General features: G+C 69.6%; 25 protein-coding genes and 1 pseudogene. 12 read left to right on the forward strand and 14 right to left on the reverse strand.

Features of this window, described 5'->3' with window-relative positions:
* Nucleotides 1-47: 47 nt before the first annotated feature.
* The 4 genes from ACQF4J_RS46560 to ACQF4J_RS46575 all read left to right on the forward strand — a co-directional run bounded on the left by ACQF4J_RS46560 (nt 48) and on the right by ACQF4J_RS46575 (nt 4,264).
* Nucleotides 48-1,538, forward strand: coding sequence for an aldehyde dehydrogenase (locus ACQF4J_RS46560; RefSeq protein WP_120049466.1), 1,491 nt, complete (start codon nt 48-50; stop codon nt 1,536-1,538).
* A 124-nt stretch (nt 1,539-1,662) separates the two neighbouring features.
* Entirely contained in the window at nt 1,663-2,259 is a 597-nt protein-coding gene (locus ACQF4J_RS46565; protein ID WP_120049467.1) for a nuclear transport factor 2 family protein, read from the forward strand.
* Nucleotides 2,259-3,326 carry a maleylacetate reductase gene (locus ACQF4J_RS46570; protein ID WP_120049468.1) on the forward strand — a complete coding sequence of 356 codons (1,068 nt, stop codon included), beginning with the start codon at nt 2,259-2,261 and terminating at the stop codon, nt 3,324-3,326. The genes ACQF4J_RS46565 and ACQF4J_RS46570 overlap by 1 nt, the downstream gene beginning before the upstream one ends.
* A gap of 11 nt (nt 3,327-3,337) precedes the next feature.
* The gene (locus ACQF4J_RS46575) at nt 3,338-4,264 is read left to right on the forward strand and encodes a dioxygenase (RefSeq protein ID WP_174856855.1); all 927 of its coding nucleotides are present in this window, start codon (nt 3,338-3,340) and stop codon (nt 4,262-4,264) included.
* 80 nt (nt 4,265-4,344) lie between these two features.
* Here ACQF4J_RS46575 and ACQF4J_RS46580 read toward each other — a convergent pair whose 3' ends face one another.
* Nucleotides 4,345-5,010, reverse strand: coding sequence for a TetR/AcrR family transcriptional regulator (locus ACQF4J_RS46580; RefSeq protein ID WP_246090752.1), 666 nt, complete (start codon nt 5,008-5,010; stop codon nt 4,345-4,347).
* An 815-nt stretch (nt 5,011-5,825) separates the two neighbouring features.
* Here ACQF4J_RS46580 and ACQF4J_RS46585 point away from each other — a divergent pair.
* Together ACQF4J_RS46585 and ACQF4J_RS46590 are read left to right on the forward strand one after the other, a co-directional pair.
* Nucleotides 5,826-5,894, forward strand: a pseudogene (locus tag ACQF4J_RS46585) (hypothetical protein); the annotation flags it as partial.
* Between the two features lie 102 nt (nt 5,895-5,996).
* Nucleotides 5,997-6,356: a lipocalin family protein gene (locus tag ACQF4J_RS46590; RefSeq protein WP_246091273.1), complete on the forward strand. Its 360-nt coding sequence runs from the start codon at nt 5,997-5,999 to the stop codon at nt 6,354-6,356.
* A 480-nt stretch (nt 6,357-6,836) separates the two neighbouring features.
* Here ACQF4J_RS46590 and ACQF4J_RS46595 read toward each other — a convergent pair whose 3' ends face one another.
* Nucleotides 6,837-7,391 carry an ATP-binding cassette domain-containing protein gene (locus ACQF4J_RS46595; RefSeq protein ID WP_425471395.1) on the reverse strand — a complete coding sequence of 185 codons (555 nt, stop codon included), beginning with the start codon at nt 7,389-7,391 and terminating at the stop codon, nt 6,837-6,839.
* Between the two features lie 191 nt (nt 7,392-7,582).
* Here ACQF4J_RS46595 and ACQF4J_RS46600 point away from each other — a divergent pair, with 191 nt between their 5' ends.
* Entirely contained in the window at nt 7,583-8,161 is a 579-nt protein-coding gene (locus ACQF4J_RS46600) for a TetR family transcriptional regulator (protein WP_120049471.1), read from the forward strand.
* A gap of 174 nt (nt 8,162-8,335) precedes the next feature.
* Here ACQF4J_RS46600 and ACQF4J_RS46605 read toward each other — a convergent pair whose 3' ends face one another.
* The 4 genes from ACQF4J_RS46605 to ACQF4J_RS46620 form a co-directional block, all read right to left on the reverse strand.
* Nucleotides 8,336-8,914 carry an NADPH-dependent FMN reductase gene (locus ACQF4J_RS46605; protein WP_427168737.1) on the reverse strand — a complete coding sequence of 193 codons (579 nt, stop codon included), beginning with the start codon at nt 8,912-8,914 and terminating at the stop codon, nt 8,336-8,338.
* 116 nt (nt 8,915-9,030) lie between these two features.
* Nucleotides 9,031-9,591 carry a flavin reductase family protein gene (locus tag ACQF4J_RS46610; RefSeq protein WP_427168738.1) on the reverse strand — a complete coding sequence of 187 codons (561 nt, stop codon included), beginning with the start codon at nt 9,589-9,591 and terminating at the stop codon, nt 9,031-9,033.
* Nucleotides 9,592-9,916: 325 nt separating this feature from the next.
* The gene (locus ACQF4J_RS46615) at nt 9,917-10,990 is read right to left on the reverse strand and encodes a maleylacetate reductase (protein ID WP_427168739.1); all 1,074 of its coding nucleotides are present in this window, start codon (nt 10,988-10,990) and stop codon (nt 9,917-9,919) included.
* Nucleotides 10,987-11,868, reverse strand: a complete 882-nt coding sequence (locus ACQF4J_RS46620) for a dioxygenase (RefSeq protein ID WP_381066822.1) — start codon at nt 11,866-11,868, stop codon at nt 10,987-10,989. Before ACQF4J_RS46620 ends, ACQF4J_RS46615 begins: the two co-directional genes overlap by 4 nt.
* Before the next feature lie 270 nt (nt 11,869-12,138).
* Here ACQF4J_RS46620 and ACQF4J_RS46625 point away from each other — a divergent pair, with 270 nt between their 5' ends.
* Nucleotides 12,139-13,170, forward strand: a complete 1,032-nt coding sequence (locus ACQF4J_RS46625) for an AraC family transcriptional regulator (protein ID WP_120049476.1) — start codon at nt 12,139-12,141, stop codon at nt 13,168-13,170.
* A 106-nt stretch (nt 13,171-13,276) separates the two neighbouring features.
* Here ACQF4J_RS46625 and ACQF4J_RS46630 read toward each other — a convergent pair whose 3' ends face one another.
* Together ACQF4J_RS46630 and ACQF4J_RS46635 are read right to left on the reverse strand one after the other, a co-directional pair.
* Nucleotides 13,277-14,569, reverse strand: coding sequence for a PucR family transcriptional regulator (locus ACQF4J_RS46630; protein ID WP_162951925.1), 1,293 nt, complete (start codon nt 14,567-14,569; stop codon nt 13,277-13,279).
* 140 nt (nt 14,570-14,709) lie between these two features.
* Nucleotides 14,710-15,192: a VOC family protein gene (locus tag ACQF4J_RS46635; protein ID WP_162951926.1), complete on the reverse strand. Its 483-nt coding sequence runs from the start codon at nt 15,190-15,192 to the stop codon at nt 14,710-14,712.
* Between the two features lie 232 nt (nt 15,193-15,424).
* On the opposite strand from ACQF4J_RS46635, the gene ACQF4J_RS46640 reads away from it, so the two are divergent.
* On the forward strand, nt 15,425-16,675 hold the full coding sequence (locus ACQF4J_RS46640; protein ID WP_162951927.1) for an acyl-CoA dehydrogenase family protein: 1,251 nt from the start codon (nt 15,425-15,427) through the stop codon (nt 16,673-16,675).
* A 133-nt stretch (nt 16,676-16,808) separates the two neighbouring features.
* Here ACQF4J_RS46640 and ACQF4J_RS46645 read toward each other — a convergent pair whose 3' ends face one another.
* Nucleotides 16,809-18,503 (reverse strand): thiamine pyrophosphate-binding protein, encoded by a 1,695-nt coding sequence (locus ACQF4J_RS46645; protein WP_120049480.1) that lies wholly within the window; start codon nt 18,501-18,503, stop codon nt 16,809-16,811.
* Between the two features lie 212 nt (nt 18,504-18,715).
* The gene (locus ACQF4J_RS46650; RefSeq protein ID WP_120049481.1) at nt 18,716-19,936 is read right to left on the reverse strand and encodes an FAD-dependent monooxygenase; all 1,221 of its coding nucleotides are present in this window, start codon (nt 19,934-19,936) and stop codon (nt 18,716-18,718) included.
* A gap of 148 nt (nt 19,937-20,084) precedes the next feature.
* Here ACQF4J_RS46650 and ACQF4J_RS46655 point away from each other — a divergent pair, with 148 nt between their 5' ends.
* On the forward strand, nt 20,085-20,864 hold the full coding sequence (locus tag ACQF4J_RS46655) for an IclR family transcriptional regulator (protein WP_120049482.1): 780 nt from the start codon (nt 20,085-20,087) through the stop codon (nt 20,862-20,864).
* 28 nt (nt 20,865-20,892) lie between these two features.
* Here ACQF4J_RS46655 and ACQF4J_RS46660 read toward each other — a convergent pair whose 3' ends face one another.
* Both ACQF4J_RS46660 and ACQF4J_RS46665 read right to left on the reverse strand, forming a co-directional pair.
* Nucleotides 20,893-21,312: a nuclear transport factor 2 family protein gene (locus tag ACQF4J_RS46660; protein WP_120049483.1), complete on the reverse strand. Its 420-nt coding sequence runs from the start codon at nt 21,310-21,312 to the stop codon at nt 20,893-20,895.
* 160 nt (nt 21,313-21,472) lie between these two features.
* Nucleotides 21,473-23,182 (reverse strand): MFS transporter, encoded by a 1,710-nt coding sequence (locus ACQF4J_RS46665; RefSeq protein WP_120049484.1) that lies wholly within the window; start codon nt 23,180-23,182, stop codon nt 21,473-21,475.
* Between the two features lie 361 nt (nt 23,183-23,543).
* On the opposite strand from ACQF4J_RS46665, the gene ACQF4J_RS46670 reads away from it, so the two are divergent.
* A complete protein-coding gene (locus ACQF4J_RS46670) occupies nt 23,544-24,290 on the forward strand; it encodes an SDR family NAD(P)-dependent oxidoreductase (protein ID WP_120049485.1) in 747 nt (248 codons plus the stop codon).
* 127 nt (nt 24,291-24,417) lie between these two features.
* A complete protein-coding gene (locus tag ACQF4J_RS46675; protein ID WP_246090756.1) occupies nt 24,418-25,113 on the forward strand; it encodes a TetR/AcrR family transcriptional regulator in 696 nt (231 codons plus the stop codon).
* 29 nt (nt 25,114-25,142) lie between these two features.
* On the opposite strand, the gene ACQF4J_RS46680 is transcribed toward ACQF4J_RS46675, so the two are convergent.
* Complete coding sequence (locus ACQF4J_RS46680) at nt 25,143-25,544, reverse strand: YybH family protein (protein ID WP_246090758.1); 402 nt, start codon at nt 25,542-25,544, stop codon at nt 25,143-25,145.
* 23 nt (nt 25,545-25,567) lie between these two features.
* Nucleotides 25,568-26,536, reverse strand: a complete 969-nt coding sequence (locus ACQF4J_RS46685; protein WP_120049488.1) for a PDR/VanB family oxidoreductase — start codon at nt 26,534-26,536, stop codon at nt 25,568-25,570.
* Between the last annotated feature and the right edge of the window lie 2 nt (nt 26,537-26,538).

Genomic DNA, 26,538 nt, shown 5'->3' on the forward strand with positions numbered 1-26,538 from the left:
AGACGGTTCGTGCGGCAATCGCCGCTGTTGTGGAAGTGGGACAACACATGTCAGCTACAGAGATCGAGGCAGCCACGTCCGGCGCGGTACGGACCAGCGACCTCCTCATCGCGGGCGAGCACGTCGCGGCCAGGGACGGCCGCTACTTCGAGACGGTCGAGGCCCTGACCGGTGAACCGATCGCACGGGTCGCCGCGGCCTCCGCCGAGGACGTCAATCTCGCGGTGGACGCGGCGGCGGCCGCCCTTGAGGAGTGGTCGGGCCTACCGCCGGCCGCACGGCGGTCGGTGCTGGAGCGCGCGGCTGTCCTGCTCGGTGAGCGCACGGACGAGATCGTCGCCACGATGAGCCGCGAGATGGGCGCCACGCTCCCCTGGTGCGGCTTCAACGTGCACGTCGCGAAGGGCATGTTCGTCGAAGCGGCGGCCCAGGCCTACGCGGCCGTCGGCGAGGTCATCCCCTCCGACGTGCCCGGCCTCACCGCTCTCGGCGTGCGCCAGCCGGTCGGCGTGGTCGTCGGCATCGCACCGTGGAACGCTCCGCTGATCCTCGGCGTGCGCTCCATCGTGTGGCCGCTGGTGTGGGGCAACACCGTCGTACTGAAGTCCTCCGAGCAGACGCCACTCACCCAGGCCGCCATCGTCCAGGTACTGCACGACGCAGGCGTGCCTGCCGGAGCGGTCAACCTCATCAGCAACGCGCCCGAGGACGGCCCGAGCGTCGTCGAGGCCCTCATCGCTCACGCCGCCGTGACGCGCGTGAACTTCACCGGATCCAGCCGCGTCGGCCGCATCATCGGCGAACTCGGCGGCCGGTATCTGACGCGCGTGGTCCTCGAACTCGGCGGCAAGGCGCCCTTCCTGGTGCTGCCCGACGCGGATCTGGAGGAGGCCGCCGCCGCGGCCAACTTCGGAGCCTTCATGAACCAGGGCGAGATCTGCATGTCCACCGAACGCGTCATCGTGGACCGGACCGTCGCCGACGAACTCTGCTCCCGCCTGGCCGACCGGGCCGCCAAGCTGGTCGTGGGCCCGCCGAGCGACCCCGCCTCACAGATCGGTCCGCTGGTCCACGCCGCCGCCCGCGACCACGTGGTCGCGCTGATCGAGGACGCCCGCGCCAAGGGCGCCCAGGTCCTGACCGGCGGCACGGCCGACGGCCTGTTCGTGCAGCCCACCGTGCTGCGCGGCGTCACACCGGACATGCGAATCTACACCGAGGAGACCTTCGGCCCGGTCGTCTCGATCATCGAGGTCGACTCCACCGACGAGGCCGTCGCCGTCGCCAACGACACCGAGTACGGGCTCTCCGCCGCGGTCTTCGGCAAGGACGCCGCCGCCGCCCTCGACGTGGCCCGCCGGATCAAGTCCGGCATCTGCCACATCAACGGCGCCACCGTGCACGACGAGCCCCAGATGCCCTTCGGCGGCGTCGGCGCCAGCGGCTGGGGCCGCTTCGGCTCCCGCGCCGCACTGGAGGAGTTCACCGAGCTGCGCTGGATCACCATCCAGTCGGGATCCCGCCACTACCCCATCTGAGGGACGCGAGCGAGGTCGTACGGCGCACGTGAGACAGCGTGCGCCGGGCCCGACATTCCCCGCCGCAGCTGCCCATCGCAGGCGGCTTGCACCCCGTCGTACCAGACCGAGCGGAGATCGAACCATGTCGCAGACCGACACCGACCGCCACGAGATCCGGCAGCTCGTCGAGAACTGGGCGCTGTGGCGCGACGCCGGGGACTGGGACCGCTTCGCCACACTCTGGCATCCGCGCGACGGCCGGATGAGCGCCACCTGGTTCCAGGGAAGCGCCACCGACTTCATCAAGGCCAGCCGCGAGGGCTTCAACAACGGCGTCAGCATCCTGCACTTCCTCGGCGGCCACACCGCGGACATCGCCGGCGACCGGGCCCTCGCCCAGACGAAGATGACCATCAACCAGCGCGCGAGCGTCGACGGCATCGAGGCCGACGTCGTGTGCACCGGCCGCTTCTACGACTTCCTCGCCCGCCACGAGGGACGCTGGACCCTCATGCGCCGGCAGCCGATCTACGAGAAGGACCGGCTCGACGTCGTCGACCCCGCCGCCTCACTGACCTTGGACCCCGAACTCCTCAACCGGTTCCCGACCGGCTACCGGCACTTGGCCTACCTGCAGACCAAGGCGGGTTTCACGGTGAAGGACGGGCTTCCCGGCCTCACCGGCACAGCAGTCGAACAGCTCTACGACGAAGGCAAGCAATGGCTGGCAGAGGCCTGATGAAGTTCACCCACGAAACCCTTCCCCAGCGCGTGGTGTTCGCGGCCGGGCAGTCACCCGCCGCCGTCGCGGCGGAGGTCGAGGCGCTCGGCGGTTCCAAGGTCATGCTGATCGCATCGGACCGCGAGCGGGAGCTGGCCGACCCCATCGCCAAGGAGCTCCCGGTTGTGCTGCGTCACGAAGAGGTCGTGATGCATGTGCCGGTCGAGGTCGTGGGGCGGGCCCTGCGGGCGGCGGCCGACGCGGGCGCGGACATCCTGGTCAGCGTCGGCGGCGGCTCAACCACGGGCCTGGCCAAGGCGGTGGCGCTGACCACCGGACTGCCGATCGTCGCGGTCCCCACCACCTACGCCGGCTCGGAGGCGACCAACGTGTGGGGCCTGACCGAGGGCGAGACCAAGACCACCGGCGTGGACGACAAGGTGCTGCCCGCGTCGGTCGTCTACGACGCCGGTCTGCTGACCACGCTGCCCGGCGAGATGACCGTGGCCAGCGGCCTGAACGCGATGGCGCACTGTGTGGACTCGATGTGGGGACCGCACGCCGACCCCATCGACCGGGCGCTGGCCCAGGAGGGCATCCGCGCACTGGCGACCGGCCTGCCGGCGGTGGCCGACGACTCGACGAGCACGGAGGGCATCGAGCAGACGCTGTACGGCGCCTACCTCGCCGCCGTCGCCTTCGCCTCGGCCGGCTCAGGGATGCACCACAAGATCTGCCACGTCCTCGGCGGCATGTTCAACCTCCCGCACGCACAGACCCACGCGGTCGTGCTGCCCCACGTGCTGGCCTTCAACGCGCCGCACGCCCCCGAGGCGGAGGCGCGCATCGCCCAGGCCTTGGGCGCGGTGTTCCCCACGCGGACGGCGAGCGCCGGCCTGGGCGCCCTGCGCCAGGCGCTGGACGCGCCGCGGGCGCTGCGCGACTACGGCATGCCCGAGGACGGCGTCGCCAAGGCGCTGGGGCCGATCATCAAGGCGATACCGGCCAACAACCCCACCCCTGTCACCTACGCGAACCTGACCGCGCTGCTGCACGCGGCGTGGGCCGGCGACCCGATCAGCTGAAGGAGGCCGTCATGGCTACCTACGTCAATCCCGGCTCGGCCCAGGCCGCCATCTACCGCGAGGTGGCGCCGGAGCAGCAGGCGGTCGAGCAGCAGCTCGTCGACAACGTCGTGGCCTCCTTCGACGCCTGCCAGGACCCGCGGCTGCAAGAAGTCATGATCTCGCTGGTCAAACACCTGCACTCCTTCATCCGCGAGGTCCGGCTGACCGAAGAGGAATGGGGCACCGCGATCGACTTCCTCACCAAGGCCGGCCACATCACCGACGACGTCCGGCAGGAGTTCATCCTGCTCTCCGACACCCTCGGCGCGAGCATGCAGACCATCAACGTCAACAACCAGGCCTACAAAGGCGCTACCGAGGCCACCGTCTTCGGGCCGTTCTTCGTCGAGGGCTCCCCCGCCATCGAACGCGGCGACGACCTGGCCTTCGGTGCCCCCGGCGAACCCTGCTGGGTCGAGGGCACCGTCACCGACACCGACGGCACCCCGCTCCCCGGCGCGCGGATCGAGGTCTGGGAAGCCGACGAGGACGGCCTCTACGACGTGCAGTACGACGCCGGCAAACGCGCCGGCCGGGCACACCTGTTCTCCGCGGCCGACGGCGGCTACCGCTTCTGGGGCCTCACCCCGACGCCGTACCCCATCCCGAACGACGGACCCGTCGGCAAGATGCTCGACGCGGTCGGCCGCTCACCGCTGCGCGCCAGCCACCTGCACTTCATGGTCTCCTACGAGGGAGCGCGCACGTTGGTGACCCACATCTTCCCCGAAGGCGACCCGATCGGCCGCAAGGACACCGTCTTCGGCGTCAAGGACTCGCTGATCAAGCGGTTCGAGCGGCAGCCCACAGGCACGCCGACGCCCGACGGCCGCGTCATCGACGGCACGTGGAGCCGGGTGCGTTTCGACATCGTCCTCGCTCCCAAGGGCGTGTGACTGCCTGCCGCTCAGACCGAGCAGGAGGGTCCCGCCGTCGAGACGGCGGGCCGCGTCGCGACGGGGTCGTTCCACCCGCGCTATCGGCGCTTCGCGGCGCCCGGGGCGAGCAGGCCGTCCACCACCAGTTGGGCCAGGGCGGAGGCCCTGGCCAGGCGCTCCGCCTGCGTAAGGTGCTCGGGGCGGCCCAGGCGCCGGGCGAAAGGCTCCTGCACCAGTCCGCCCACGGGAGCAATGATGGCGAAGAACAGGACGTCCATCGGGACCCGTGCCATGTCCCCGGATGCCGTCAACCGCTCGATGCTGGGCACGACGAGGGCGAGCGTCGGCTCGATGTAGCGCTGGTAGAGATAGTCCAGTCGCTCGGTGTCCCGCCCGAACTCGTCCAGCATCAGCATCGCCAGGTACGGCTCGCCGACGTTGACGCGGTAGAACTCCGTGACGAACTGACGCACCACGTCCTTGTCGTCGCCCCCGGGCGCGGCCGGCGCCATGCGCGTGAGCTGGGCCCCCAGCGCGGCGTCCACGACGGCACGCCAGAAGGCCGCCTTGGAGCCGTAGCGGTCGTTGATGAAGGTGTGGCTCACTCCGAGACGGTGGGCCAGCTCCCGGGCCGACGCCCGGTCGTACCCCAGCTCCGCGAACGCCTCAAGACCCCGCAGCAGAACGTCCCGCTCCGCCGGCACCCCGGCGGAACCCGCGCCGGGGCGCCCGGGGCGTCGAGTGGTGCTCGACCTGCCTTCCACGTGTCCTCCTCGGCCCGTCGTCCGGTTGCGTGGCCGCCGGTCCGACCAGCGTAGCCGCGGCCCGATCCCCGTTGACACCTGTCGCACGGCAGATAAACTGACACCTGTCGGATATCACTCCGGACCGCCGGACGGCACACCCGCGCACAGTCAGCCGCGCCGCCGGACCGCCATTTACCTCCACCCCTCCCCCACACGGCAGGGTCCGCTCATCACCCCGCCCTATCCCCAATGGGTACGAAACCGTTTCGTACACAAGGAGCCATCATGCGCAAGACCACCGTCGGCGCGGCCGCCACAGCCTCCGTGCTCGTCGCCTCGCTCACCCTCGCCGCAGGAGGACCGGCCACGGCGACGCCCACCGCCGACCCGACCGGGGCGCACGCCACCGCCTCCAAGCAGGGCCTGGCCCAGACCAGCCTCCCGGTCCTCATCGACCCCGCCGCAGACCTCACCTACGACCCCGACCAGGCCAACCAGTCCTGGTACGTGACCGCGCACGTGACCGCCGGCGGCCACCGCTACGGGTTCCTGGCCCACTACCTGAACTCCAGCTTCGGCAAGCAGGCAGGCGCCATCTCCAGGGTGTCGGTCGTCAACGAGGACACCGGCTGGTACACGAAGTCGGAGATCCCCCTGCCTGCCGCGACGGGTCTCTCCGGCAAGCAGGGCGTGGACATCCACACCGACAACATCACCTGGACCGGCGACGCCGAGGAGATGAAGCTGCGCGCCAAGGTCCCCGAGGGGACCATCGACGTCACGCTGCGCCCCCGCGGAAGCACCTCTACAACATGGGCACGGGGTACTTCCCCATGTTCGGCGACGCAAAGTACTCCAACTACGAGTACGCCCTGCCCACCGTGGACACCTACGGGACGCTCACCCTGGGCGGCCGCGCCGAGAAGGTCCGCGGGCAGTCCTGGGTGGATCGCCAGTGGGGACCTCTCCCCGACCTCTTCACGGGCGACGCCTCGTGGTCCTGGATGAACCTCAACCTGTCCAACGGCGACAAGGTCAGCGTCTGGAACCAGAAGTACGGCGACAAGAAGAACAACTTCGCCACCATCCTCAAGCCCGACGGCACCCAGACCGTCACCGAGGCCACCCTCACACCTGACGAGGCCACCCGCTGGACCAGCCCGGCCACCGGCAAGAGCTACCCCACGCGCTGGAAGGTCACCATCCCGGGCGAGGACGCCAAGCTGAACGTCACCGTCTACGCCAAGGACCAGGAACTGACCGTACCCACACCTGGCTACGAAGGCAGCGCCGCCATCAACGGCACCTACGACCACCGCCCGGTCACCGGCACCACCTACATCGAACTCACCAACGGACAGTAGCCGCCGGCGGCGGCCGGTGACGGCGGATGCTGCGGACGACCTGGCCGACCACCCCGGCCGTCCGCAGGCCGCTTGTGGCGCCCTTGACAGGGGTGCCGGCCCGTGTCGCGGACACCGGTTCGCCGGAGGTGATGCCCGCTTCACCGAACGAATCGACGGCCACCCAGTGCTCCGCTCCCGCATTGAGGGATCGCGGGCCCAGGGCCGCACCAGCAAGCTGTGGTACAGCTTCCTCGGGTGGCGGCCGTAGCGGACGTTGTACCTGGTGGCCCCGGATGCTGTGTCCCACTCGACCCCGGCCCCGTCCCCGTCCTGGAACAGGTTCGGGTCCCAGAAGGGGAAGGTCCTCGGCGTGACCTCGACGAAGTTGTCGGACAGGGGATCGACGCTGCGTAGGCGAGGTCGAGCGGGTTGCAGTACGTGCGTTTCGCCGACGTCGACTGGTCTTCGTTCAAGGGGTGGTGCGCCATTCGGTCCTCGTCAGTCCTGGGCGTGCGGGTCACAGGTGCCGGCGCGCCGCCGACGCTGTTCGGCCGGGTCCGCGACCGGCGCGGCCAGCAGCAGCCGTTGGGTGTAGGGGTGTTCAGGGTTCGTGGTGACCTCGCCGGCCGGCCCGGTCTCGACGATGTCGCCCCGCTGGATGACGCTCACGCGGTGGCTGATGTGCCGGACGACCGCGAGGTCGTGCAAGATGAACAGGTAGGCGACCCCGGTGCGCCGCTGGATGCCGACGAGCAGATCGAGGACGCGGGCCTGGGTGGTGAGGTCGAGCGCCGAGACCGGTTCGTCGCAGACGATGAGCCGCGGGGCGGGCGCGAGGGCGCGGGCGATCGCGACGCGCTGCCGCTGACCGCCGCTGAACTCTCGCGGCAGCCGCTGCGAAGCGTCCTTGGGCAGTCCCACCTGGTCGAGCAGCTCCGCCACCCGGTGCCGGGCCGCATCCGCCGCGACGCCCTGCACGATCAGCGGTTCGCTGAGGATGTCGCCGATGGTGAGGGACGGGGGTCTCGCCCTGTCCCAGGGTGAGCGACACACCGTGCAGGACCTCGTGGGGGCGGGCTCGGAAGCCCCGCCCGGGGTAGGTGACACGCAGGTCGCTCACCTCCAGCAGCGTGGTCATCGGGTCTCCGTTTCGAGTACATCCGCGGGGGTGGCCGGCGGGTCGGCGCGCAGGGTGGTCTCGTCAAGGATCGAGTCCAGGAGCCGTCGGGGGGACGTCCACCGTGATGGTGAACAGGTCGCCCGTCGAGCCAGCGCACTCACCGGCCCAGGCCCTCGCTGCGGCGACCGCGGAGTTCGCCGCGCACGGCGTCGCCGGTGCGCGGGTGGACCGTATCGCCAGTGAGGCCAAGGCCAACAAGCGGGCCATCTACGACTACTTCGGCGACAAGAACACCCTCTTCGCCGTCGTCCTGGAACGCGCCCTGGCCGAACTCGCCGACGCCGTACCGCCCAGCGCAGACCTCCCCGCCTACGCCGAGCGCCTCTTCGACTACCACCGCGCCCACCCCGAGGCCCTGCGGCTGGTCATGTGGGAGGCCCTCGAGCTCGGCGAGAAGCCGGTCCCTGCGGAAGAGGTCCGCACCGCCCACTATCAGGACAAGATCGACGCGGCGGCGTCAGGCGGCCAGGGCGACGACGCCCGCGCCCGCGTGTTCTTCACCCTCGCCCTGACCGGCTGGAGCATCGCCATGCCCCAGCTGCGGCGCATGGTCCTCGGCCCCGGCCACAGCCTCGACGACCTCCGCGCGGATGTCGCCCAGGCGGTACGGGCCCTCTCAGCAGCGGACGGCAGCCAGACCTGACTCCTGTCCGGGGCCGGCGCGGAGTCGGCGTCCTCCCAGGGCTGCGGACCTTGACGGGGTTTGGTGCGCAGCGACCAGCTCAGCACCAGAACCGGTGACCGGGCAGGAGCAGCCCTGGGCTTGCACTGCACGCGCCTCGACTGCGGGCGTGGCAACGGTGTGTGCCATCCGGGTTCACTCCGCCGCGGCCCCGCGTAGTGGACGCAGGGCGTCAGCAACCCGGGCGAGTTCGTCGAGCATCCCCGTCGCGGAGCCGATCATGATGTCGTTCGCCACCAGGCCGTCCTCCTCGTCGAGAAGTTGGTGGACGAACGGAATGGACACCGACTCGACGACCGGCGTCATCTTCAGAGTGGTCACCACCTGCTTGATCATCTGCGCGGCCCGGGTACCCGCGGAGACACCGCCGTAGCTGACCAGGCCCACCGGTTTGTACTGCCACTCTCGGTGCAGGTAGTCGATGGCGTTCTTCAACTCGGCGTTGTAGCCGAAGTTGTACTCCGGCATCACGAATACGAAGGCGTCCGCCTCCGCGACCTTGGCGCTCCAGTCACGGGTGTGCCGGTGGGTGTACTCGCCCAGGCGCGGGTGGTGCGGCTCGTTCATGAACGGCAGGTTCACCTCCGCCAGGTCCACCAACTCGATGTCGTCGAAGCCTGCGTGCTCCTTCGCCCGGGTCTCGAACCACTCGCCCACGGCCAGGCCGATCCGGCCCGGTCGCGTGCTCGCGATGATGATCTCAAGCTTGGCCATGGGAGGTTCTCCGCTCCTTTGGTACGGGGTGTGAGGCATGGGTCAGCTGGTGAAGTACCGGTCAGAGACAGCAGTCCTCAGGTCTTTGCCTTTTCGGGGAAGGCACCGCGATCGCACTACTGCGCGCTCGACACAAGCTGGGACTGCTCGTTGAGCTGATGCCAGGTCCGGTCGTGGTAGACCAGCGGACGCGACGCGTCGCTCCGGGCGGCGGCGCCCGTCGGCCCGTAGTGCGCGTGTGTGGCGTTGACGACGACGAGCGTCGAGGCGCCCGCTGCGAAGGTGGCGGCGATGGTGCCTCGGATGCACACCGGAGCCGCGACGAAGTACGGCTCACCGGTCGCCAGCCGGGCCCATGCCTCCGTGTCAGCGAAGCGATCCGCTCCGCTCGTCGCGCACAGACGCGCGAGATCGATCTGACCGGCTCCCAGCAGGTGCACCACCACGGACGACGACTCCAGGATCGTCGGCGTCGCCGACGAGAGGGCCGCCACCGAGAAAACCAGGAGCGGTGGCGTGGCGCTCACCGATATCACCGACGTCGCGGTCAGGGCGACCGGGCCTCGGCCGGCATCAGCGGTCACGACCGCGACCCCGCCCGGATGGTTGCGAAACGCCTCACGGAAGCCGTCGGCCGACAGCCCGGGCTCCAGCGAGCCGTCGTCGATCAAGGTCACGTGCTGCCGCGTCTGATTTCGATCAGCGGTTTTGGACATCGGCGCGCCTCCAGTTCACATCGACGAAACGATGTGCTCATGGAACCCGACCTGTCGGCCTGCCCTCTTGCCCGGTTTCACCAAACCATTCATCGCCGGTTGCGCCGAACAACCAACGCCTCGTAGGGCGACGGCCCGCTCCTGATCGCGGATTGGCGTCCCGCGCCCTGCACCGGGACGGGCGATACGTCGAAAGCATCTGGGCTTGTGACAGCTGCCCATGCTCGGAGTTCCATTCGGCCGACCGTCGAAGTCCGACTGGACCCAATGCGTTCTCAGGGGACTCTCAGGGAGCCGGGGGTTGTCCGGACCAGGCGGAGCGCAGGAGTCGGCCAAGGGCTTCCGCGGTCACCTCGCGGGGGTTGGCGTAGGGGTTGGTCAGCGCGACATCGACGATGCGGTCGATGTCGCCCTTGGCCATGCCGAGTTCCCGCAGGGACCTCGGAGCGCCGAGCCGGCCCGCGAGGTCCCACAGATGGGTGGCCGGGTCGGTGGGGGTGCCGAGGGCACGACCGAGGGCGGCGACCGCCTTGGGCGCCGCGCCCTGGTTGTAGGCGAGGACGTGCGGAAGCACCACGGTGTGCGTGGGAGCGTGCGGCAGGTCGAGGGTGCCGCCGAGGGCGTGGCAGAGCTTGTGGTGCAGGGACATGCTGGTGGCCCCGAGGCAGGCTCCGCACAGCCAGGCGCCGTACTGGGCACGGGCGCGTGCATCGAGGTCGGCACCGTCGGCCACGACGCCCGGGAGCGCGGTGGCCAGCGCGCGCACGCCCTCCTCGGCCATCAGATCGATGACCGGGGAGGCGTCCGGCGCGTAGAGCGCCTCGACCGCGTGCGCGATCGCGTTCATGCCGCTGGTCACGGAGACAGCCACGGGCAGGGTCACGGTGAGCGCGGGGTCGTACAGCACCGAGACCGGCAGCACGCGGGGGTCCTTGCCGGTGCGCTTGACGCCGTTCTCCGTCAGGCCCCACACCGGTGTCATCTCGGACCCGGCGTACGTCGTGGGTACGGCGATGACCGGCAGACGGTACTGCAGGGCGATGATCTTCCCGAGCCCGATCGCCGAGCCGCCGCCGACGGCAACGCAGCCATCTGCGTTCACCTCTTCCGCCCGTCGTTGGGCCTCGGCCGCCGACTCGGCGGGCACGTGCATCCGGGCGTGCGGATGGATGTCCACTGCGTGCGGGCCGATGCGCTCGGCAACGGTCTCGGCCAGGTCTCGCCGGCCGGGCGCGCACAGCACCATCACCCGCTGGAGGCCGGCGTGGCAGATCTCGTCGGCCAGCCGGTCGAGGGCTCCGGCACCCAGCACCACCCGCATGGGGAGAGCCTGGTAGGCGAAGGCGAGCGGGACGTTCATCCGGCGTCCTTGTCCGTCTCGGGCTCGACGGCGATATCGAACTCGGCCAGCCGGAACGGCGCGGTGACCTGGTACGCGCAGGCCCTCTCCGCTTCGTCGACCTGCGCGAAGTCGGCGACCAGACTCTCCTTGACTGCGAAGACGGCGTCGGAGTCCAGGTAGGGGCCGTCGGCGACGAAGATGTGCGTCGTCAGCGGTCGGTGGCCGTCGGCCTCGACGATGAAGTGGATGTGGGCCGGGCGGTAGGGGTGCCGCTCGGTGGCGTCGAGCAGCACTCCCACCGGGCCGTCGGTCGGAATGGGGTAGTGGCTCGGGACGACGGTGCGAAACCACACGCGGCCCTCGTGGTCGGTACGGAAGAGACCGCGTCCGTTGCCCAGCGGCTGGATGTCGGGCTGCTGCACGTCGTAGAAGCCGTCCGCGCTGCACTGCCAGACGTCCACGCTCGCGCCGGCCAGCGGACTGCCGTCCGCCGACGTGACACGGAGCGACACGACACAGGGCTCTCCCACGCTCATCAGGTCGATGCCGTCCCCGCTTTCGCGCTTCGGGGACTCCACTACGTGGAAGGGGCCCAGGACCGTGCTCTCGGTTCCGCCGCCCTGCTCGTTCACCGTCTCGACCAGCATGGAGACGCCCAGCACGTCGGAGAGCAGGATGAACTCCTGGCGAGTGGGGTCACATTTCTGCCCGACGGCGGTGAGGTATTCCACGGCGTACTCCCACTCCTGAATCGTGGGGCGCAATTCACGGACGTAACTGTGCAGATGACGGACGAGACCTTGGAGCAGTTCACGCAGCCGCGGGTCCGGGGTGTCGCGGAAACTCTCGACGGCCGCGGCGGTGACGGCCTTCGCCGCTTGGTCGGTGCCGGTCATGACGGACCTCCAGTCGTGGCGGACATTCGCCGGAAGGGGCCGGACGAACAGACTGAAAAACGCTATGAAAGCGCGGCGGGGAGCGACATCCGCGAAGCGCGATCGGCAGCCGAATCCCGCGACTGATTCTCAGACGGCTCGGGCCTACCGGGCTCGGGTCATCCACCTGCTATGTGACACTCCTCTCACCAAGCCGATGACCTGGCAGTATGCGCAAAAGCCGGTGGCTCGCTCCTTGTTGTGCGGACATGGAGCGGATAACAATGACGCATGGTCCGCTCACTACTGGCGAGCCACGTGCTGTGCCGCGAATCGGGCTTCGAGGACTTCCGCGAGCGCCTCAACGATCTGTTCTATCCGGCGGACGTCACCCCGCTGTCGGGCACCGACGGCCCCGGCGGGGAACTCCGTGGCACGCGCACCGAGCACGTCACCGTCGGCCTGATGACCTTCGGCCAGCGCACACGCGTCGATCCCGGGCGGACACCGTCGCACTACCACATCAATGTCGTCCTGCGCGGCTCCCTCGAGGCAGCCACCGGGCGGCAGGAGATGACGGCGACCGCCGGCGACGCCATGGTCTTCACACCGACACAGCAGCACCGGCTGCTGAGCTGCGACAACGGCGAGCAGCATCTGGGGATCAAGATCGACCGGGGGCTTGTCGAGACCGAACTGCAGGCCCTCCTGGGCCGTCCGCTGCAGGCTCCGCTGGAATTCGCGTTCGACTTCGACCTGACGTCCGCGCCCGGCCGCAGTTGGCGCAACACTCTCGACCTACTGGTGGCCGAGTCCGACAGCACTGGCGGACTCATCCGTGAGCGGCCGATCCAGCAGCACTTCGAGCGCCTCCTCGTGAGCGGCCTGTTGCTGGCCCAGCCGCACACCTACACCGAAGCGCTGCTGCGTCCGCAGCCGCCGGCCTACCCGCGGACGGTACGCAAGGCCGTCGAGCTGATCGACGCCCGCCCCGAGACCCCCTTCACCGTCGGGGACCTGGCCCGGGCGGCGGGCGTGAGTGCCCGACGCCTCCAGGAGGGGTTCAGGGAGTACCTCGGTGTGACCCCGATGACGTACCTGCGCAACGTCCGTCTGGACCGTGTCCATGCCGAACTGCTGACGGGCGCCACGGGAGTCACCGAAGCGGCCGGGCGTTGGGGCTTCACCCACCTGAGCCGGTTCTCCGCCGCCTACCGCCGACGCTTCGGCACCGCGCCCTCCGAGATACTGGCCAGGTCCGGCGGCCGGCACCGCGGTGAGCGGAACGAACTCGGGTACGACGGCGGGCCTGTACGGGGATAGCCGGTACAGCGGTGGTGTTCGGCGCGAATCGGTCCTTCGACCGCGCGAGGACACACGGGCATACAACCCGGCCCCGAGCCCCCTCGCCCCGTCCGGCGTTCCGTCATCAGGCCGAATACTGCGACTCCACGGGGTCGACGACATCGACGAGATGGAGCGCCGCCCACAGGATCCCCTGCTGTTCCTTGACGCTCCGTCCCAGAATTTCCTCGGCACGTCGAATGCGGTATACGACGGTGTTCTTCACCACGCCGAGCCGCGCCGCGGTGGTCGCGGGGCTGCAGTTGCATTCGAGGTAGACGCGCACGGTCTTCTGGAGCACCGCCTCTCGCGGATGCCCCAGAGCCCCGAGCTCGTCCCGGACGAAGCTTCGCGCCCCCTCCGGGTCCGAGGTGAGCAGCGCCGCGAGTCGGACGTCGTCGAAGAAGACCGTGCGATCGTGTGAGCGGGCGGCCGAGTACAGCGTGACGCGGGCCGCCGCGGTCGCCTCTTCGTGGGTGGCTCGGAAGCCGTCGAGGCCGCGCGCCGGGCGCCCGACCGCGACCAGGGCGCCCGGCACCACGGGGAGCGAGCGCACCGCCGCGCTGCGCGGGTCGGCGAATGCGCCCCATGCCCACACCTCGCGTTCGTCCGACGGGATCACCAGGTGCCCGATCGCGCCGATCTGTGTCAGGAGCGTTGCGGCCACTCGATCGAGGCTGCTTGACGCCGCGTCGTCGTGTGCGTCGCGTCGCAGTATCAGGCCGACATGGGTCCGGTTCGCCAGCTCGTACCGCAGCGCCTTCGCGGGGTTCACATCCATGTGGTCGCCCCGCAGCAGAGCCCTGACCAGTTCCCCTCGCGAGCCGTCAGTGCTCGCAAGCCACGCCTGCTCCTCGGCCGCGTAGGCGGCACTGCACGCGAGCGAGAAGGTACTCACGAGGTCGACCAGAAACCGAGACAGGTCGAAGAGGCCTTCCGACTGCTGATCGGCCGGCACGAGGCGCCGGAACTCGCAGACGAGAGCGTCGCTGAAGCGGGCATGGGAGGCCCGCTGAAACGCGAGCACACGCTCGATCGGAATCCGTTGTCGGACCGCGCGGGCGATCTGCCGGGCCGTCTCCGGGGGGACGGTCGTGGGGACCGGTCGGCCGTGACACAGAGCTGCCAGGGCCTCCATGACGACCGCCTCGGCGGTGGGGCGCAGCTCCTCAGCGGCTTCCGTGCGACGGACTGCGAGGATGTCGGGGTCGACCGCGAGCCCCGCGAGTTCGTGACAGAACTCGACGGCCCACGCGGACGCCCCGATACCGATGTCGGCGACGGTCCGGTTCCAGGTCTGCGGAAGGCAGGCCGGCTCGAGGTCGTCGGGGAGGGCGGTGGGGCGCAGCTGACACACCCAGGATCTGGTGGCGGGCATCCGCGTCCCCTCTCGCATCGTCGCGAGCGCCCGATGGGGCCGGGCTTGATGGCATCACGATATACGGGTGCACCCGTTGAAGGGCAGCACGCTGGAGGGAGAGCCGGGGCGCTCCGGCCCTCCCTTCGATCCGGCCGTCGTTACCGCTTGGCCTCGGGGTACAGCTCGATCGCGGAGTGCAGGATGCGCTCCCAGGTCGTGTCGTTCACTTCGAGGATGTTCCCGTCCGGGTCCTTGATGTAGGTGTACTTCGCAGGGTCGCCCGGAGCCCACCCGGCCGGATCGCCGAAGCTCTCCCCGCCGTTCGCCACCGCACGCGCCAGCGTGGCCTCGACGTCGTCGACGGCGATGGCGAAGTGCATGAACGACGCTTCCGGCTGCGGCACCCCGATCGTGGGGTTGCGATCGGGGAGGAACTGGAACAGTTCGAGGCCGAAGCCGTCGGGCAGTTCGACGAATCCGATGCGGTAGTCGGTGTCCTTCAGACCGAAGATGATCTCCGTCATCTGCTTGCCGGTGTGGTAGGGGTTGAGGACTTCCTTGCCGCCGAAGGTCTCGACGTAGAACCTCGTGGAGCGCTCGAGGTCCGAGACGCGTACAGCCAGGTGCTGAACACTCGCCATTTCAACAACCCCTTCGTTGCTTCTTTCGTCGTGCCACTGCGCGTTCATCGAACAGGTGGCTCTCATGCTCGTTCGGCACGCGTTCATTTCGCTTGCCTCCGCGGGTCAATGCGCTGTGCCGGATTTGGCGGATCGGGGCAAGCGGCGCGCGGGGAGCCGGGCGTTGACTCGATCCACTCCTCGTCTCACGGCATTGAGGCCGGATGAGACGGAGCGGACGAAGGGAGCGACGATGTCGTCGCACGACACGACCGCCGTGTTCGGCGATCTTCGGATACCGGAGCCGGACCTCACCGCGGAGGAGGTCATCGCCCGTGCCGCGGCGATGCGCCCGACCCTCCGGGAGAACCGCGTGAAAGCGGCGGATGAGGGCACGTACTCCCCCGAGATCCACAAGGCGTTCGAGGATGCCGGCTTCTACCGCCTCGTGCAGCCGCGGAAGTACGGGGGGTACGAGTTCGGCCTGGAGACGTACTACCGGACGATGATCGAGATCTCGCGCGGGGACCCCGGTATCGGCTGGTGTCTGACCCTGGGGACCGGTCACACGATCCCCCTGGTCGCGCACTTCCCGGAGGAGGTCGTGCGGGATGCCTTCGGCGAGGACGGTGTCTTCATCGCGCCGCACTCCGCCAACCCCCGAGGCTCGCTGGTCCCCACGGAGGGCGGATACCGCCTCACCGGTGCATGGCCGTACTCGTCCGGTGTCCCGTACTCGACCCACGCGATGGTGAGCACGGTCATCCTGGCCGAGGGCACCGATCCCGTCCCGGTGGTGGCTCTCCTCCCCCGCGACGACTACTCCGTGCGGGACGACTGGGGGGCACACGCCACGATGGCCCTCGGCGCGAGCGGGTCCAACACGGTGGTCGCGGAAGACGTCTTCGTCCCCGCCGAGAACGTGTCCCCGCTGTTCGAATGGGGCTACTCGAACCTCCCCGAAGGCACGCACGGCACCCGCTCCACCGGTAACCCCCTGTATCTGGGTCAGATCCAGCCGCTGTATCCGGCCTCGCTCGCGGCGGTCCAGGTCGGTACGGCGTGGGCGGCACTCGACGCCTACGAAGAGACCATCCTGACCAAGAAGCGCCTGTACCCGCCGCTGGTCGAGCGGTACAAGCACGAGGAGGGCCAGCGGATCTGGGGCCAGGCGCGGGCGACGATCGACGCCGCGCAGGCGGTCCTTCTCACCGCGGCCCACGACTACGAGCGCCTCGGCGAGCGTTGGGCGAGCGGTGACATCCCCTCCTTCGAGGACTGGGTCGCCCTCGGCAATGTGCTGTACACGTCGTGCCGGCTGTCGCACGAGGCCACCGAACTGCTGTTCCGCTCGGTGGGCTCCTCGGTGGCGCGCAAGGGGCTGCCGCTTCAGGACTACTTCCTGGTGACGCAGATGTCGAAGGCGCAGATCGCGGAGCACGTGCCCGTCATCACGGTGACGACGGCGAGGGCGCACTTCGGGCTGGACCTGCACTCCGCTTAGGGCGCGCTCAGAGCCGGTGCCGGTGAGCCCTGTCCCACCAAGCCCGCGGGGCCTGTGGGACAGGGCTCATCTGCTGGAGACCGTGCGGCGCGACGGCCCAGCCGGGGGCGCCCCCTGTACTACCGGAAGCGCCTCATGCGTCGATCTCGATGCCGCCGAACGGTGCTCCGCCGTTCAGGACCCGCTCCTCCGGAGGAATGGGCGCGAGGCTGACGCGCACGTCGATGCAGGTCGGTCGGCCGGCCGCGAGGGCTGCCTCGATCGCCGGGGCGAGCTGGTCCAGTTCCGTGACGTCGACGCCGTCGGCGCCGAGAGCGCGTGCCACGCCGCTGTAGGAGCCGTTCTCCAGGCGGTTGTTGGTGACGCGGTCCTGTCCGAAGAAGAACTGCTGGGTGTGCAGGGTGGCGCCCCAGGCCTGGTTGTTGAGGACGATCACGACGACCGGGAGTCCCGCCCTGACGAGGGAGTCGAACTCGGCGAGGCTGTAGCCGACGGCGCCGTCGCCGGTGACGAGGATCGTCGCCTTGTCGGGACTCGCGTACTGCGCTCCCAGCGCCACGCCGAAGTTGCTGCCCATGGAGCTGAGGTAGCCGTGGCCGAGGTAGTGGGCCAGCGGTGCGAGCGCGATCGTCTCGGAGAGCCACAGCTCGGTCAGGGCGCCGTCGACGACCACGGTGGCCTGGTCGGGGACGCTCTCGGCGATCGTGCGGACCGCGAGGTAGGGGTGGATCGCGCCCTCGTGCTCCTCGGTCTCGGCGGCGAGCGCGGACCGCCGGGTGGCCGAGATGTCCCGCAGTGTTGCCAGCCAGTCGTCGCGCCCCGCGGGCGCGGGCCCGTCGCCCAGACGCTCGTTCAGCAGGCCGATCGTGGCGATCGGGTCTGCCTGGACGCCGAGTTCGACCGTCTGCAGACGGCCGAGTTCACGGCCGTCGGGGTCGATCTGGAAGATCCGTGCGCTCTTCGGGAGCAGGCGGCCCGTGCCGAACTGGGTGGCCAAGCCGAAGCGCAGCCCCAGCATCAGGACCAGGTCGGGTCGCTCGTCCTCGGGGACGGTGGCCAGGGTCTGCAGGAGACCGACGTGCTGCTCGGACCCGACAATGGCACCGAGTCCCTCCCAGTCGGAGAAGAGGGGCGTCCCGGTACGGGCGGCGAACTCGTGCAACTGGGCGCGCGCTTCGGCGGTGACGAAGGACTTGCCGACCAGTGCGATGGGCCGACGGGCGGCGCCCAGTGCCTCGATGATCCGGTCGACGCCGCCGGCCGGGGCGATGCCGGTGCCGTCGATCTCGACGCGGTAGTCCTCGACCTCGTCGCCCTCGATTTGCTGACGCAGGACGTCCCATGGGATGTCCAGGAGCACCGGGCCTTTGGGCTCCGACTGCGCGATGCGGACGGCCTGGGCGACCAGACGGGGAATCAGCTCGGTACGGGTCACGCGGTGCGCGAACTTGGTCACCGGAGTGGCCATGGCTACCTGGTCGAACCCGGCCTGCTGGTCGTTGACCTGGTCCGTCTCCAGCGGGCCGGAGCCCGCGATGTAGAGGACGGGGGTCCGGTCCAGATGGGCGTTGGCGATCGAGGTCAGGACGTTGGTGAAGCCACCGCCCGCTGTCACGACGGCAACCCCCAGGCCCCCGGTGACCCGTGCGTAGCCCTCGGCGGCGTGGCCGGCGTTCACCTCATGGCGCACGTCGACGATCCGCAGCTTGGCGTCCAGGGCCTCCTGGAGGATGCCGTCGATGTGTGCTCCGGGCAGGCCGAAGGCCACGTTGACGCCGGCTCGCTGCAGGGTTCGCACGACGAGCCCACTACCGGTTGTGGTTGCCATTCGATGATCCGCCCTTCTGGACGTGCTCAGGATTTTCGACACGATGCGCTGGGGACCGGGCCGCGTCCCGGGCCGCCCGTTCCGCAGTCTCGGGTGAGGTCTGGGGAGCGACAATGCCTGTGTTCGTTGGATGGTCAACGCCTTGTCCGACCTGCGCGGTTCGCGACCGCGCCGACCGGACCGTGCGCGGATGAGCGGATGCGGTGTCAGGCTTACGGCGTCCTCGGCTCGGCCTTGATCACACGCCCGGCGGCGACCTCGGGGTCGTAGGCGTAGATCCAGCCGTTCGCCCTGAGGGGGTCGGCCTGCGCGTACGCCAGGTCGCGCGCCTGCTGCTCAGGGCCGTCCGGAAGGTGGTTGATGTGGGACCTTCCGTGCGACACCTCCTGCAGGCGTGTCGTGCGGGGGCGACGAAGCTCTTCGTAGCGTCCCAGCGCCGCGACCGGATTCTCCGGATCCTCCGCGAGACACAGGGCCAGGACGGCGCCGTCCTCGATCGCCTGGGCGGCGCCCTGGGCGAAGAACGGGAACATCGGGTGGGCCGCGTCGCCCAGCAGGGTCGCGTTTGCGCGGTTCCAGTTGTCGAGGGGCTCGCGGTCGAGCAATGCCCAGCGTCCCGGCGTGTCGGCCGCCGTGATCAGGTCCACCAGACGCGGGTCCCAGCCGGCGAACTCGTCGAGCAGTTCTTCGAGTGTCGCGGTGGCCGTCCATGACTCGACACTGTTGGCTCCGGCAGGTGCGAAGGCGACGAGGTTGACGTACTCCTCGCCGGAGACCGGGTAGTGCACGAGGTGGTGGTCGGGGCCGATCCAGAGGGTCTGGGCGCGCCGCCTGGCGAAGTCGGGTGCCTTCTGAGCAGGTACGAGGGCCCGGAAGGCGCAGATGCCCGACTCCCTGGCCTCGGTCGGTCCGACGATGGCGCCGCGCACGCGTGAGTGGACTCCGTCCGCGCCGATGAGGATGTCCGGGCGAACCGTCTCACCGTCCTCGAACCGGAGAACCGCCTGGTCGCCTTCGAACTCGACCGCGACGCAGCGCTTGCCGAGGTGGATCGAGTGCTCGGGGACGGCCGACCTCAAGGCGTCCAGCAGGTCGGCGCGGTGGGCGGCATAGGTGTGCTCGCCGTACAGGCGTACGCACCCCTCCTGAAGGTTTTCCGCGGACAGGACCTGGCCGTTCTCCCAGCGCCGGAACTCCCAGCCGGTCTCCATCCGCACCGCGCGCTTGATGAACCGGTCCAGCACGCCCAGACGTCGCAGCAGGCGGGCGGCGTTGGGCGCGATCACGAGGCCGGCACCGACTTCGGTCAGGGCGGCCGCCTGTTCGTAGACGTCACTGTCGAAGCCCTTCTCGCGAAGGAAAGCCGCGGCGGCGAGGCCCCCGATGCCGCCGCCCAGGATCGCGATCTTCGGGCCGGCTTCCGTACTCGTCATTCTCTTTCCCTCCCATGGGCCTTGAGCCGAGGTAGGTGACTGGCTCTGCGCAAGACTTCGGCACATCGCGCATTGTTAGAACAGAGTGGTTCATCCAACGAACATGCGAGGTAGGGTGGCCGAAGCCACTGACGATGGAGGAGAGGCCATGCCCCGCGCGCAAGAGCCAGGACGATCGGTCAGCTCTCGCCTGTGGGATCTGCTGTACTCCTTCGACACCGACCACACCGAGCTGAGCCTGGCCGACCTGGTCCGGCGTACCGGCATGCCGCACGCCACCGCCAGACGCCTCACGCTCGACCTTCTGGAGGCCGGCGCGCTGGAGCGCACCAGCGGCAACAGGTTCGCGATCGGTCTGCCGCTGTGGCGCCTCGGGACTCTCGCGCCGCGCGCCGAGACGCTGCGCAGCGCCGCGCAGCCGTTCGTGGAGGACCTGTACACCGCCCTTCGCCAGCATGTGCAGCTGGCCGTCCTCCAGGGCGACCAGGCCGTGATCATCGAGCGGCTGTCGGCGGTCAACGCCGTCGGTCTGACCTCGCAGGTCGGCGGCCTTCTGCCCTTGCACTGCTCAGGCGTCGGCAAAGTGCTGCTGAGCCACAGCAGCCCGGCCTTCATCGATGAGGTGCTGGCGGGAAGGCTGCAGCGTTTCACCCCCAGGACGATCGTGGACCCCGCCGAACTCCGTCGCGAACTGGCATCCTGCCGCGCGACCGGAACGGTGGTCGTCAAGGAAGAGCTGAGCGAAGGGGCCGAGTCGGTCGCGACGCGCATCGTCGACGGCAGCGGCAACGTCGTCGCGGCCATGTCCGTGGTGGTGGCCGCCGGATCGATCAAACTGCAGGCGGCCGTTCCCACACTGGTCGCGAGCGGACTGGGACTGTCCAGGAGCCTGGGCTGGAGGCCGGGCATTCCCGTTCGCGCCGCATGACCCCTCGCAGCGCGAGGGAACCGGCGCGTCATACCGGCGGCTGCCGCCGGGAGAGCTGCATGTGGCCCAGGCGCCACCCCTCGTCGGTCGAGAACCACACCCGGGTGGCCACGGCCTGCACCAGGAACGGCGGCAGGTCGGGCAGGCGCCGGATGCGCATCTTCTGGTAGCACGTGACGATCGCCCGCCCCCCTCGCTCCCGACACGTCACTTCGCTGGTCTCCGCCTCGAGGGTGGGTCCCATGGACGCGTTGTAGCTGAGGAAGCGCTCGCGGTCATGGACGTTCCCGACCGGCGCGTGCACGATCACGCAGTCCGGAAGCATGAGCCGGCGCTGCTCCTCATCGCCGGCCGTGATCGCGACGAGCCATGCCGCCTCCGCCTGATCGACCGTGTCCGGCATGCGGATGCCGTTCATACTGGCCGGACCTGGGTGCGCGGTGGTCATTGTTCGACTCCTGTCCGAGTGCGTCTGCTGGTCGTGGTGCCTGGTACGCCGTGGCCCGCCGCGACTGCTCCCGAGGGAGATCGCGGCGGGCGCTGTGGTTGTTCTGTTGTCCTGGTCGGCCGGCTGCCTGTGTTCCGGCGCCGGCCCGTTCCTCAGAAGGTCAGCCGTCGAGGGTGTGCGGGTCGTCCTCGAGATGAGCCTGGACCGCGCCACCGCGCGCGCCGACGAGAGTGAGTGCCGCCGCCACGAGGGCGGCCACGCCACCGAGAACGTACGCGAGGGAGTAACTGCTGCTGAGGGCGTCGAAAGCGACGTGCTTGAGGGGGTTGAAGGGCACGACGTGGCCATCCGGCGTGGTGATGCTGGACGGCACCGAGTTGGCTCCGAGCGGGCCCGACTGCACGGCGTGCACCGCCGCCTCCAGCTGCGGTCTCTGCGCGGCGGGAGCATGGGCCGCCGAAGCCTGGAAGGCCTCGTAGGCGTTCCTCAGTTGAGGATCGCCGGACAGCTTGCGGGCGATCTCGTCGGCGGCCCGGCTCAGCGCGATGGCGCCGGCGATCGCGGGGCCGAGAGCGAACCCGAGATCCCGGAACGTGCTGGTGACCCCGCTCGCCATACCGGCGAGGTGGTTGGGAAGTGTGTTGACCGCGACCGCGCTGATGGAAGCGAAGGCGAGTGCCGAGCCGACGCCGGCGAGAATCAGCGGCCCGAAGATGGCGCTCAGCGCCCGGTTGCTCGTCGAAATGCCGGCGAACCACAGCCCGCTGGCGCCGATGAGGGTCAGGGCCCCGCAGAGAACCCACCGGGGGTTGAAGCGCTCGAGCAGCTTGGAGGTGAGGGGCAGCAGGACGAAGCCGATGCCTCCGAAGAAGAGGTAGGCGACGGAGCTCTGCAGGGGGCTGAATCCCTGGATGATGGTGAGGCGGATGCTGGTGCCGTACATGATCACGAGGAACGCGAACATACCGATCAGCGTGACCACCGAGTTCACGGCGAACGCCCGGTTCTTGAACACGCTCAGTAGAAGGAGGGGCTCGGCCGCACGGCTCTCGGCAAGGACGAACAGTACGAGGAGGACGGCCGCGACGATGAACGCGACGACGATCTGCGGGCTGCCCCAGCCGCTCTCGGAGCCCTGGATCACGGCGTACATCAGAGCGAACAGACCGAGCGTGGCGGTGATCTGACCCGGCCAGTCGATGGACCGGCCCTCGGGCGCGGAGGAGTTCTGGGCGAGGGCCAGCGACAGGACCACACTCGTCACGGCGATGACGAGGACGCCGACGAAGGCCCAGCGCCAGTTCGCGTTCCCGGCCCAGCCGAGATCGATCTTGGCGGCGATGCCGGCCAGCAGCGGGCCGAGGAAGCCGCCGACCGAGAGCGCGGTGGCCCAGACCGCGACGCCGCGCGCGCGGGCGGCGGTGGTGTGCGTGCCGGCCGCCACCATGGCGAGGCTCGTCGGGAAGATGGCCGCGGCCCCGATGCCGCTGAGGACCTGGGCAAGGATCAGCAACGTCACCCGGGTGTCGGGAGAGGATCCCGCCCCCGGTGTCAGGATCGCGAGAGTCGCGCCCACGGCGATGAGCGCGGCGCCCCCGACGAGCAGGCGCTTGCGGCCGAACAGGTCGCCGAACACGCCGAAGCCCAGTCCCATGGCGGCGACCGGAAGCATGAAGGCTTCGGTGACCCACGTCAGTTGGGCCGAGGACGGTGCGAGATCCTGCTGGACCAGCCCGTTGATGAGCGAGGGGACGGAGAGGGCTATCTGCGCGAGGCACACGGCGAGCACCACCGCCGCCAGAGTGCCTGCTCTCAGGGTGTATCTGCCACCCTCTTCCTGTGCCGCACTGGGTGTGTCGGTCTGAACCATGGATGACTCCTCGCGCGCAGGGCGCAACTGTCGGAACCGGCGTCCGCTGCCGGATCTCGCTGTGGGTGTTCTTGTCGCGGTCATCCCGGCAACACGCTGCCGAACCGCCCCTGAGGCCTTGCGGAGCGCCTCCGCGTGGCTCATCGACCAAAACTGAATTCGAACGGCTCTGATTCAGGACGCTCGTCCCGGTGGCCAACCAGCCGAGCAGCGACAAGGTAGGAATGACCCCCGTCGCACTCAATGGACATGTTCATTGGACGAACAGGCCGACCTTGGCCGCAGCCTCGACGCGCACAATCCCCAGGACGCTGTGTGTCGCTCCGCTTCCGTTCGAGCGCCGGCCAAGGAGAAATGAGCCATGACTGGAAGACTGGCGGGCAAGACCGCCGTCGTGACCGGGGGCAGTGCCGGAATCGGGCAGGAGATCGCTCGCAGACTCGCGTCGGAGGGCGCGGACATCGCGGTCGCGGACGTCGATCCGGCCGACGAGACGCGGGAACTCGTTGCGGCAACCGGTCAGCGGTTCCTCAGTGACGAGGTCGACATCTCCGACGAGGACGCGATCAACGAGTTTGCCGCTCGGGTGAGAAGTGAGCTCGGCGCCACCGACATCCTGGTGAACAACGCCGCCGTCGTCCTGCTGGCCGACATCGACCACGTCACCTACGACGACTGGCGCCGCACCTTCGCCGTCAACGTGGACGGCCCCTTCCTGACCTCCAGGGCGTTCCTGGCGGACCTGAAGAAGTCCGGGTCGGGACGGATCATCAACATCACGTCCTCGAGCTACTGGACTCCCCCGCCGCCCTTCGTCTCCTATGTCTCCGCCAAGGGCGCGCTGAACGGCCTCACCTCGGTGCTGGCCGCCAACCTCGCCGCTCATGACATCACCGTCAACGGCGTCGCGGCGAGTCTGGTGCGGACGGCCGCGGCCGCGGAGAAGACGAGCGAGCTCTTCTTCGAGCAGACCGTCCAGATCCAGAACATCAAACGTGTACAGATACCGGCCGATGTCTCGGGAGTCGTGGCCTTCCTCGCCTGCGACGACGCCGCGTTCGTCACCGGGCAGATCATCGTCGCGGACGGCGGCAGCACGCGCCGCTGAGACATCTCCTGCCCCGGTACCGGACGCGAAGCACCGGTGACCACCGGCGACGGGGGCTCCGGCCGCGAGCACCACGGGGCCGCAGGTAGTTGGCCCGTCCAACGAGAGCGCCGGTAAGGTCGGCCGTGTGACAGCGGAGGAAACGACGTCGGGAAAGCCGGAAGCACCGTCGGGCCGACAGCAGCGCCGCAGGGCCCCCAAGAATCCCGACCGCCAGCGGGACCCGGTGGGCACCCGGCGGGCCATCCTGTCCGCCGCCGCGACGGAGTTCGGCACCCATGGTTTCGACGGGGCCCGGGTCGTACGGATCGCCGAGGCGGCCGGCGTCAGCCATCAGCTGATCACCTACTACTTCGGGGGCAAACGCGGGCTGTACGAGGCACTGAGCGAGCAGTGGCTCGAGGAGTCCATGCGGGTCAGCCAGACCCACACCTTCGCGGAGGCCGTGCGGCGCTACGTCCACTGGGCACACGAGGACCCGGGGTGGGTGCACATGGTCACCCGCGAAGACCCCGGCACACGCCCGCCCGCCGAGGACGAGCGAGCCGCCGAGTTGTTCAAGCACGTCGAGGAACTCCGCGAACGGCAGGCGCGCGGTGAGTTCCGCAGTGACCTCGACGTGGGGGCCGTGGCCCTCGTCTTCTTCGCCGCCTCGATCGCTCCGGTGGCCATCCCGTGGATCGCTCGTGAACTCGTCCAGCAGGACCCTGCCTCACCGGAGTTCATCGACCACTACGCGAACCAGGTGGGTCAGATCATCTCCGCACTCGCCGAAGCGCCACAGGACGAAGGCCCGCCGGTGAACGGCGAGCCCCAGGACTGACGGCCACCGTCTTCACGGGGCCGGGATGCTCAGCCCGGCGGCAGCCGCCGGGCCAGTTGCAGATGCGCCAGCTGCCACCCGCCCTCCGGGGACCGCACCCAGACGCGTGTGACGGCGGCCTGTACGACGAACGGGGGCAGGTCGGGGACGTAGGCGACCCGCATCTCCTGCAGGCAGCTGACCACGGCCGTGGTGCCGAACCTCTGCACGGTCACGTCGAAGGTGTCCACCTGGCTGGTGCGGCCCATGCGCCTGGCGTACGCCAGCCAGTCGTCCGCGCCGTGGATGTGGCCGACGGCCGAGTGCACGATCACGCAGTCGGGACGCAGCAGGGCACGGATCGCCGGCTCCGGGTCCGGGAGCGTCTGCGCGGCGAGCCAGGCGGCCTCGGCGTCCTCAACAGTGGCCGGGACAGAGCGCGCGGTCTCCACTGTCGCGTGTGTCGGTGAGTCGATCACAGTTCGAGCTCCAGGATCGGGGATCTCGACCGGGACGAGCAGGGGGTGAACAGGCCCTCCGCGCGCTCCTCGTCGGTCAGGATGTCGTCTCGGTGATCGGGCTCACCGGCCCGCACCCGTACGATGCACTCGCCGCAGATGCCCTGCCCGCAGGAGTAGGGCGCCTCGACCCCGTTCGCCAGCAAGACGTCCAGGACGCTCTGGTCCTCGGGGACGGCATACTCCGCTCCCGTCGAGGACAGGCGAACGATGAACCCGCCCGCCCCTGTCCCGTCGGGCTCGGCGGCGGCCGGGGGCGCGGCGCTGAAGCGCTCCTTGTGCAGGGCGGACGCGGGCCATCCCAGCTCGGCGGCCCGCCCCAGCGCGTAGTCCATGAACCCGCCGGGACCGCAGACGTAGACCGCGGTGTCGGGGGCGGGTGCCCCCACGTCGCGCCGCAGGTCCAGGAGTTGCCCGGGTGCCTGGTCGTCGAAGTGGAGGGTGACCCGCGGATGGTCCTCCAACTCGGCGAGGAAGGCGGCCTCGCTGCGGCTGCGGGCGCAGTAGTGCAGGTGGTAGTCGCCGCCGGTGGTGTCGAGCATCTGGGCCATCGACAGCAGCGGGGTGATGCCGATGCCGCCCGCGAGGAGCAGGTGCCGGCGTGCGGACGTCAGGCCGAAGCGGTTGCGCGGTGCGGCGATGCGCAGTGTGTCGCCCTCGGTGAGGGCGTGCATGGCGCGTGATCCGCCGCGCGAGGTGGCCTCGTCGAGGACCGCGATCCGGTACTGCTTGTGGAGGCCGGGCGGCCCGCACAGGGAGTACTGCCTGACCAGTGCCGCTTCACCGACCTCTACGTCGATGTGGGCGCCGGGTTCGTACTCCCACAGGTCGGCGCCGTCGGCGCGGGCGAGGTCGAAGACCGCGATTCTGGGCGTGGCGTCGTAGCGGGCGACGACGACCACGTCCGTCCAGGAGGTGGTGCTCACGC

This window comes from Streptomyces sp. C1-1 (genome assembly GCF_050214755.1).
Classification (GTDB): domain Bacteria; phylum Actinomycetota; class Actinomycetes; order Streptomycetales; family Streptomycetaceae; genus Streptomyces.

What these genes read in the sequence shown, in the direction of transcription:
- ACQF4J_RS46615 (WP_427168739.1), bottom strand. Translation starts at nt 10,990, where the DNA reads ATGAACGTCCCGCTCGCCTTCGCCTACCAGGCTCTCCCCATGCGGGTG.
- ACQF4J_RS46570 (WP_120049468.1), top strand. Translation starts at nt 2,259, where the DNA reads ATGAAGTTCACCCACGAAACCCTTCCCCAGCGCGTGGTGTTCGCGGCC.
- ACQF4J_RS46620 (WP_381066822.1), bottom strand. Translation starts at nt 11,868, where the DNA reads ATGACCGGCACCGACCAAGCGGCGAAGGCCGTCACCGCCGCGGCCGTC.
- ACQF4J_RS46660 (WP_120049483.1), bottom strand. Translation starts at nt 21,312, where the DNA reads ATGACCACCGCGCACCCAGGTCCGGCCAGTATGAACGGCATCCGCATG.
- ACQF4J_RS46560 (WP_120049466.1), top strand. Translation starts at nt 48, where the DNA reads ATGTCAGCTACAGAGATCGAGGCAGCCACGTCCGGCGCGGTACGGACC.
- ACQF4J_RS46590 (WP_246091273.1), top strand. Translation starts at nt 5,997, where the DNA reads ATGAACCTCAACCTGTCCAACGGCGACAAGGTCAGCGTCTGGAACCAG.
- ACQF4J_RS46670 (WP_120049485.1), top strand. Translation starts at nt 23,544, where the DNA reads ATGACTGGAAGACTGGCGGGCAAGACCGCCGTCGTGACCGGGGGCAGT.
- ACQF4J_RS46605 (WP_427168737.1), bottom strand. Translation starts at nt 8,914, where the DNA reads ATGGCCAAGCTTGAGATCATCATCGCGAGCACGCGACCGGGCCGGATC.
- ACQF4J_RS46665 (WP_120049484.1), bottom strand. Translation starts at nt 23,182, where the DNA reads ATGGTTCAGACCGACACACCCAGTGCGGCACAGGAAGAGGGTGGCAGA.
- ACQF4J_RS46630 (WP_162951925.1), bottom strand. Translation starts at nt 14,569, where the DNA reads ATGCCCGCCACCAGATCCTGGGTGTGTCAGCTGCGCCCCACCGCCCTC.
- ACQF4J_RS46645 (WP_120049480.1), bottom strand. Translation starts at nt 18,503, where the DNA reads ATGGCAACCACAACCGGTAGTGGGCTCGTCGTGCGAACCCTGCAGCGA.
- ACQF4J_RS46625 (WP_120049476.1), top strand. Translation starts at nt 12,139, where the DNA reads ATGGTCCGCTCACTACTGGCGAGCCACGTGCTGTGCCGCGAATCGGGC.
- ACQF4J_RS46655 (WP_120049482.1), top strand. Translation starts at nt 20,085, where the DNA reads ATGCCCCGCGCGCAAGAGCCAGGACGATCGGTCAGCTCTCGCCTGTGG.
- ACQF4J_RS46600 (WP_120049471.1), top strand. Translation starts at nt 7,583, where the DNA reads ATGGTGAACAGGTCGCCCGTCGAGCCAGCGCACTCACCGGCCCAGGCC.
- ACQF4J_RS46640 (WP_162951927.1), top strand. Translation starts at nt 15,425, where the DNA reads ATGTCGTCGCACGACACGACCGCCGTGTTCGGCGATCTTCGGATACCG.
- ACQF4J_RS46575 (WP_174856855.1), top strand. Translation starts at nt 3,338, where the DNA reads ATGGCTACCTACGTCAATCCCGGCTCGGCCCAGGCCGCCATCTACCGC.
- ACQF4J_RS46565 (WP_120049467.1), top strand. Translation starts at nt 1,663, where the DNA reads ATGTCGCAGACCGACACCGACCGCCACGAGATCCGGCAGCTCGTCGAG.
- ACQF4J_RS46635 (WP_162951926.1), bottom strand. Translation starts at nt 15,192, where the DNA reads ATGGCGAGTGTTCAGCACCTGGCTGTACGCGTCTCGGACCTCGAGCGC.
- ACQF4J_RS46650 (WP_120049481.1), bottom strand. Translation starts at nt 19,936, where the DNA reads ATGACGAGTACGGAAGCCGGCCCGAAGATCGCGATCCTGGGCGGCGGC.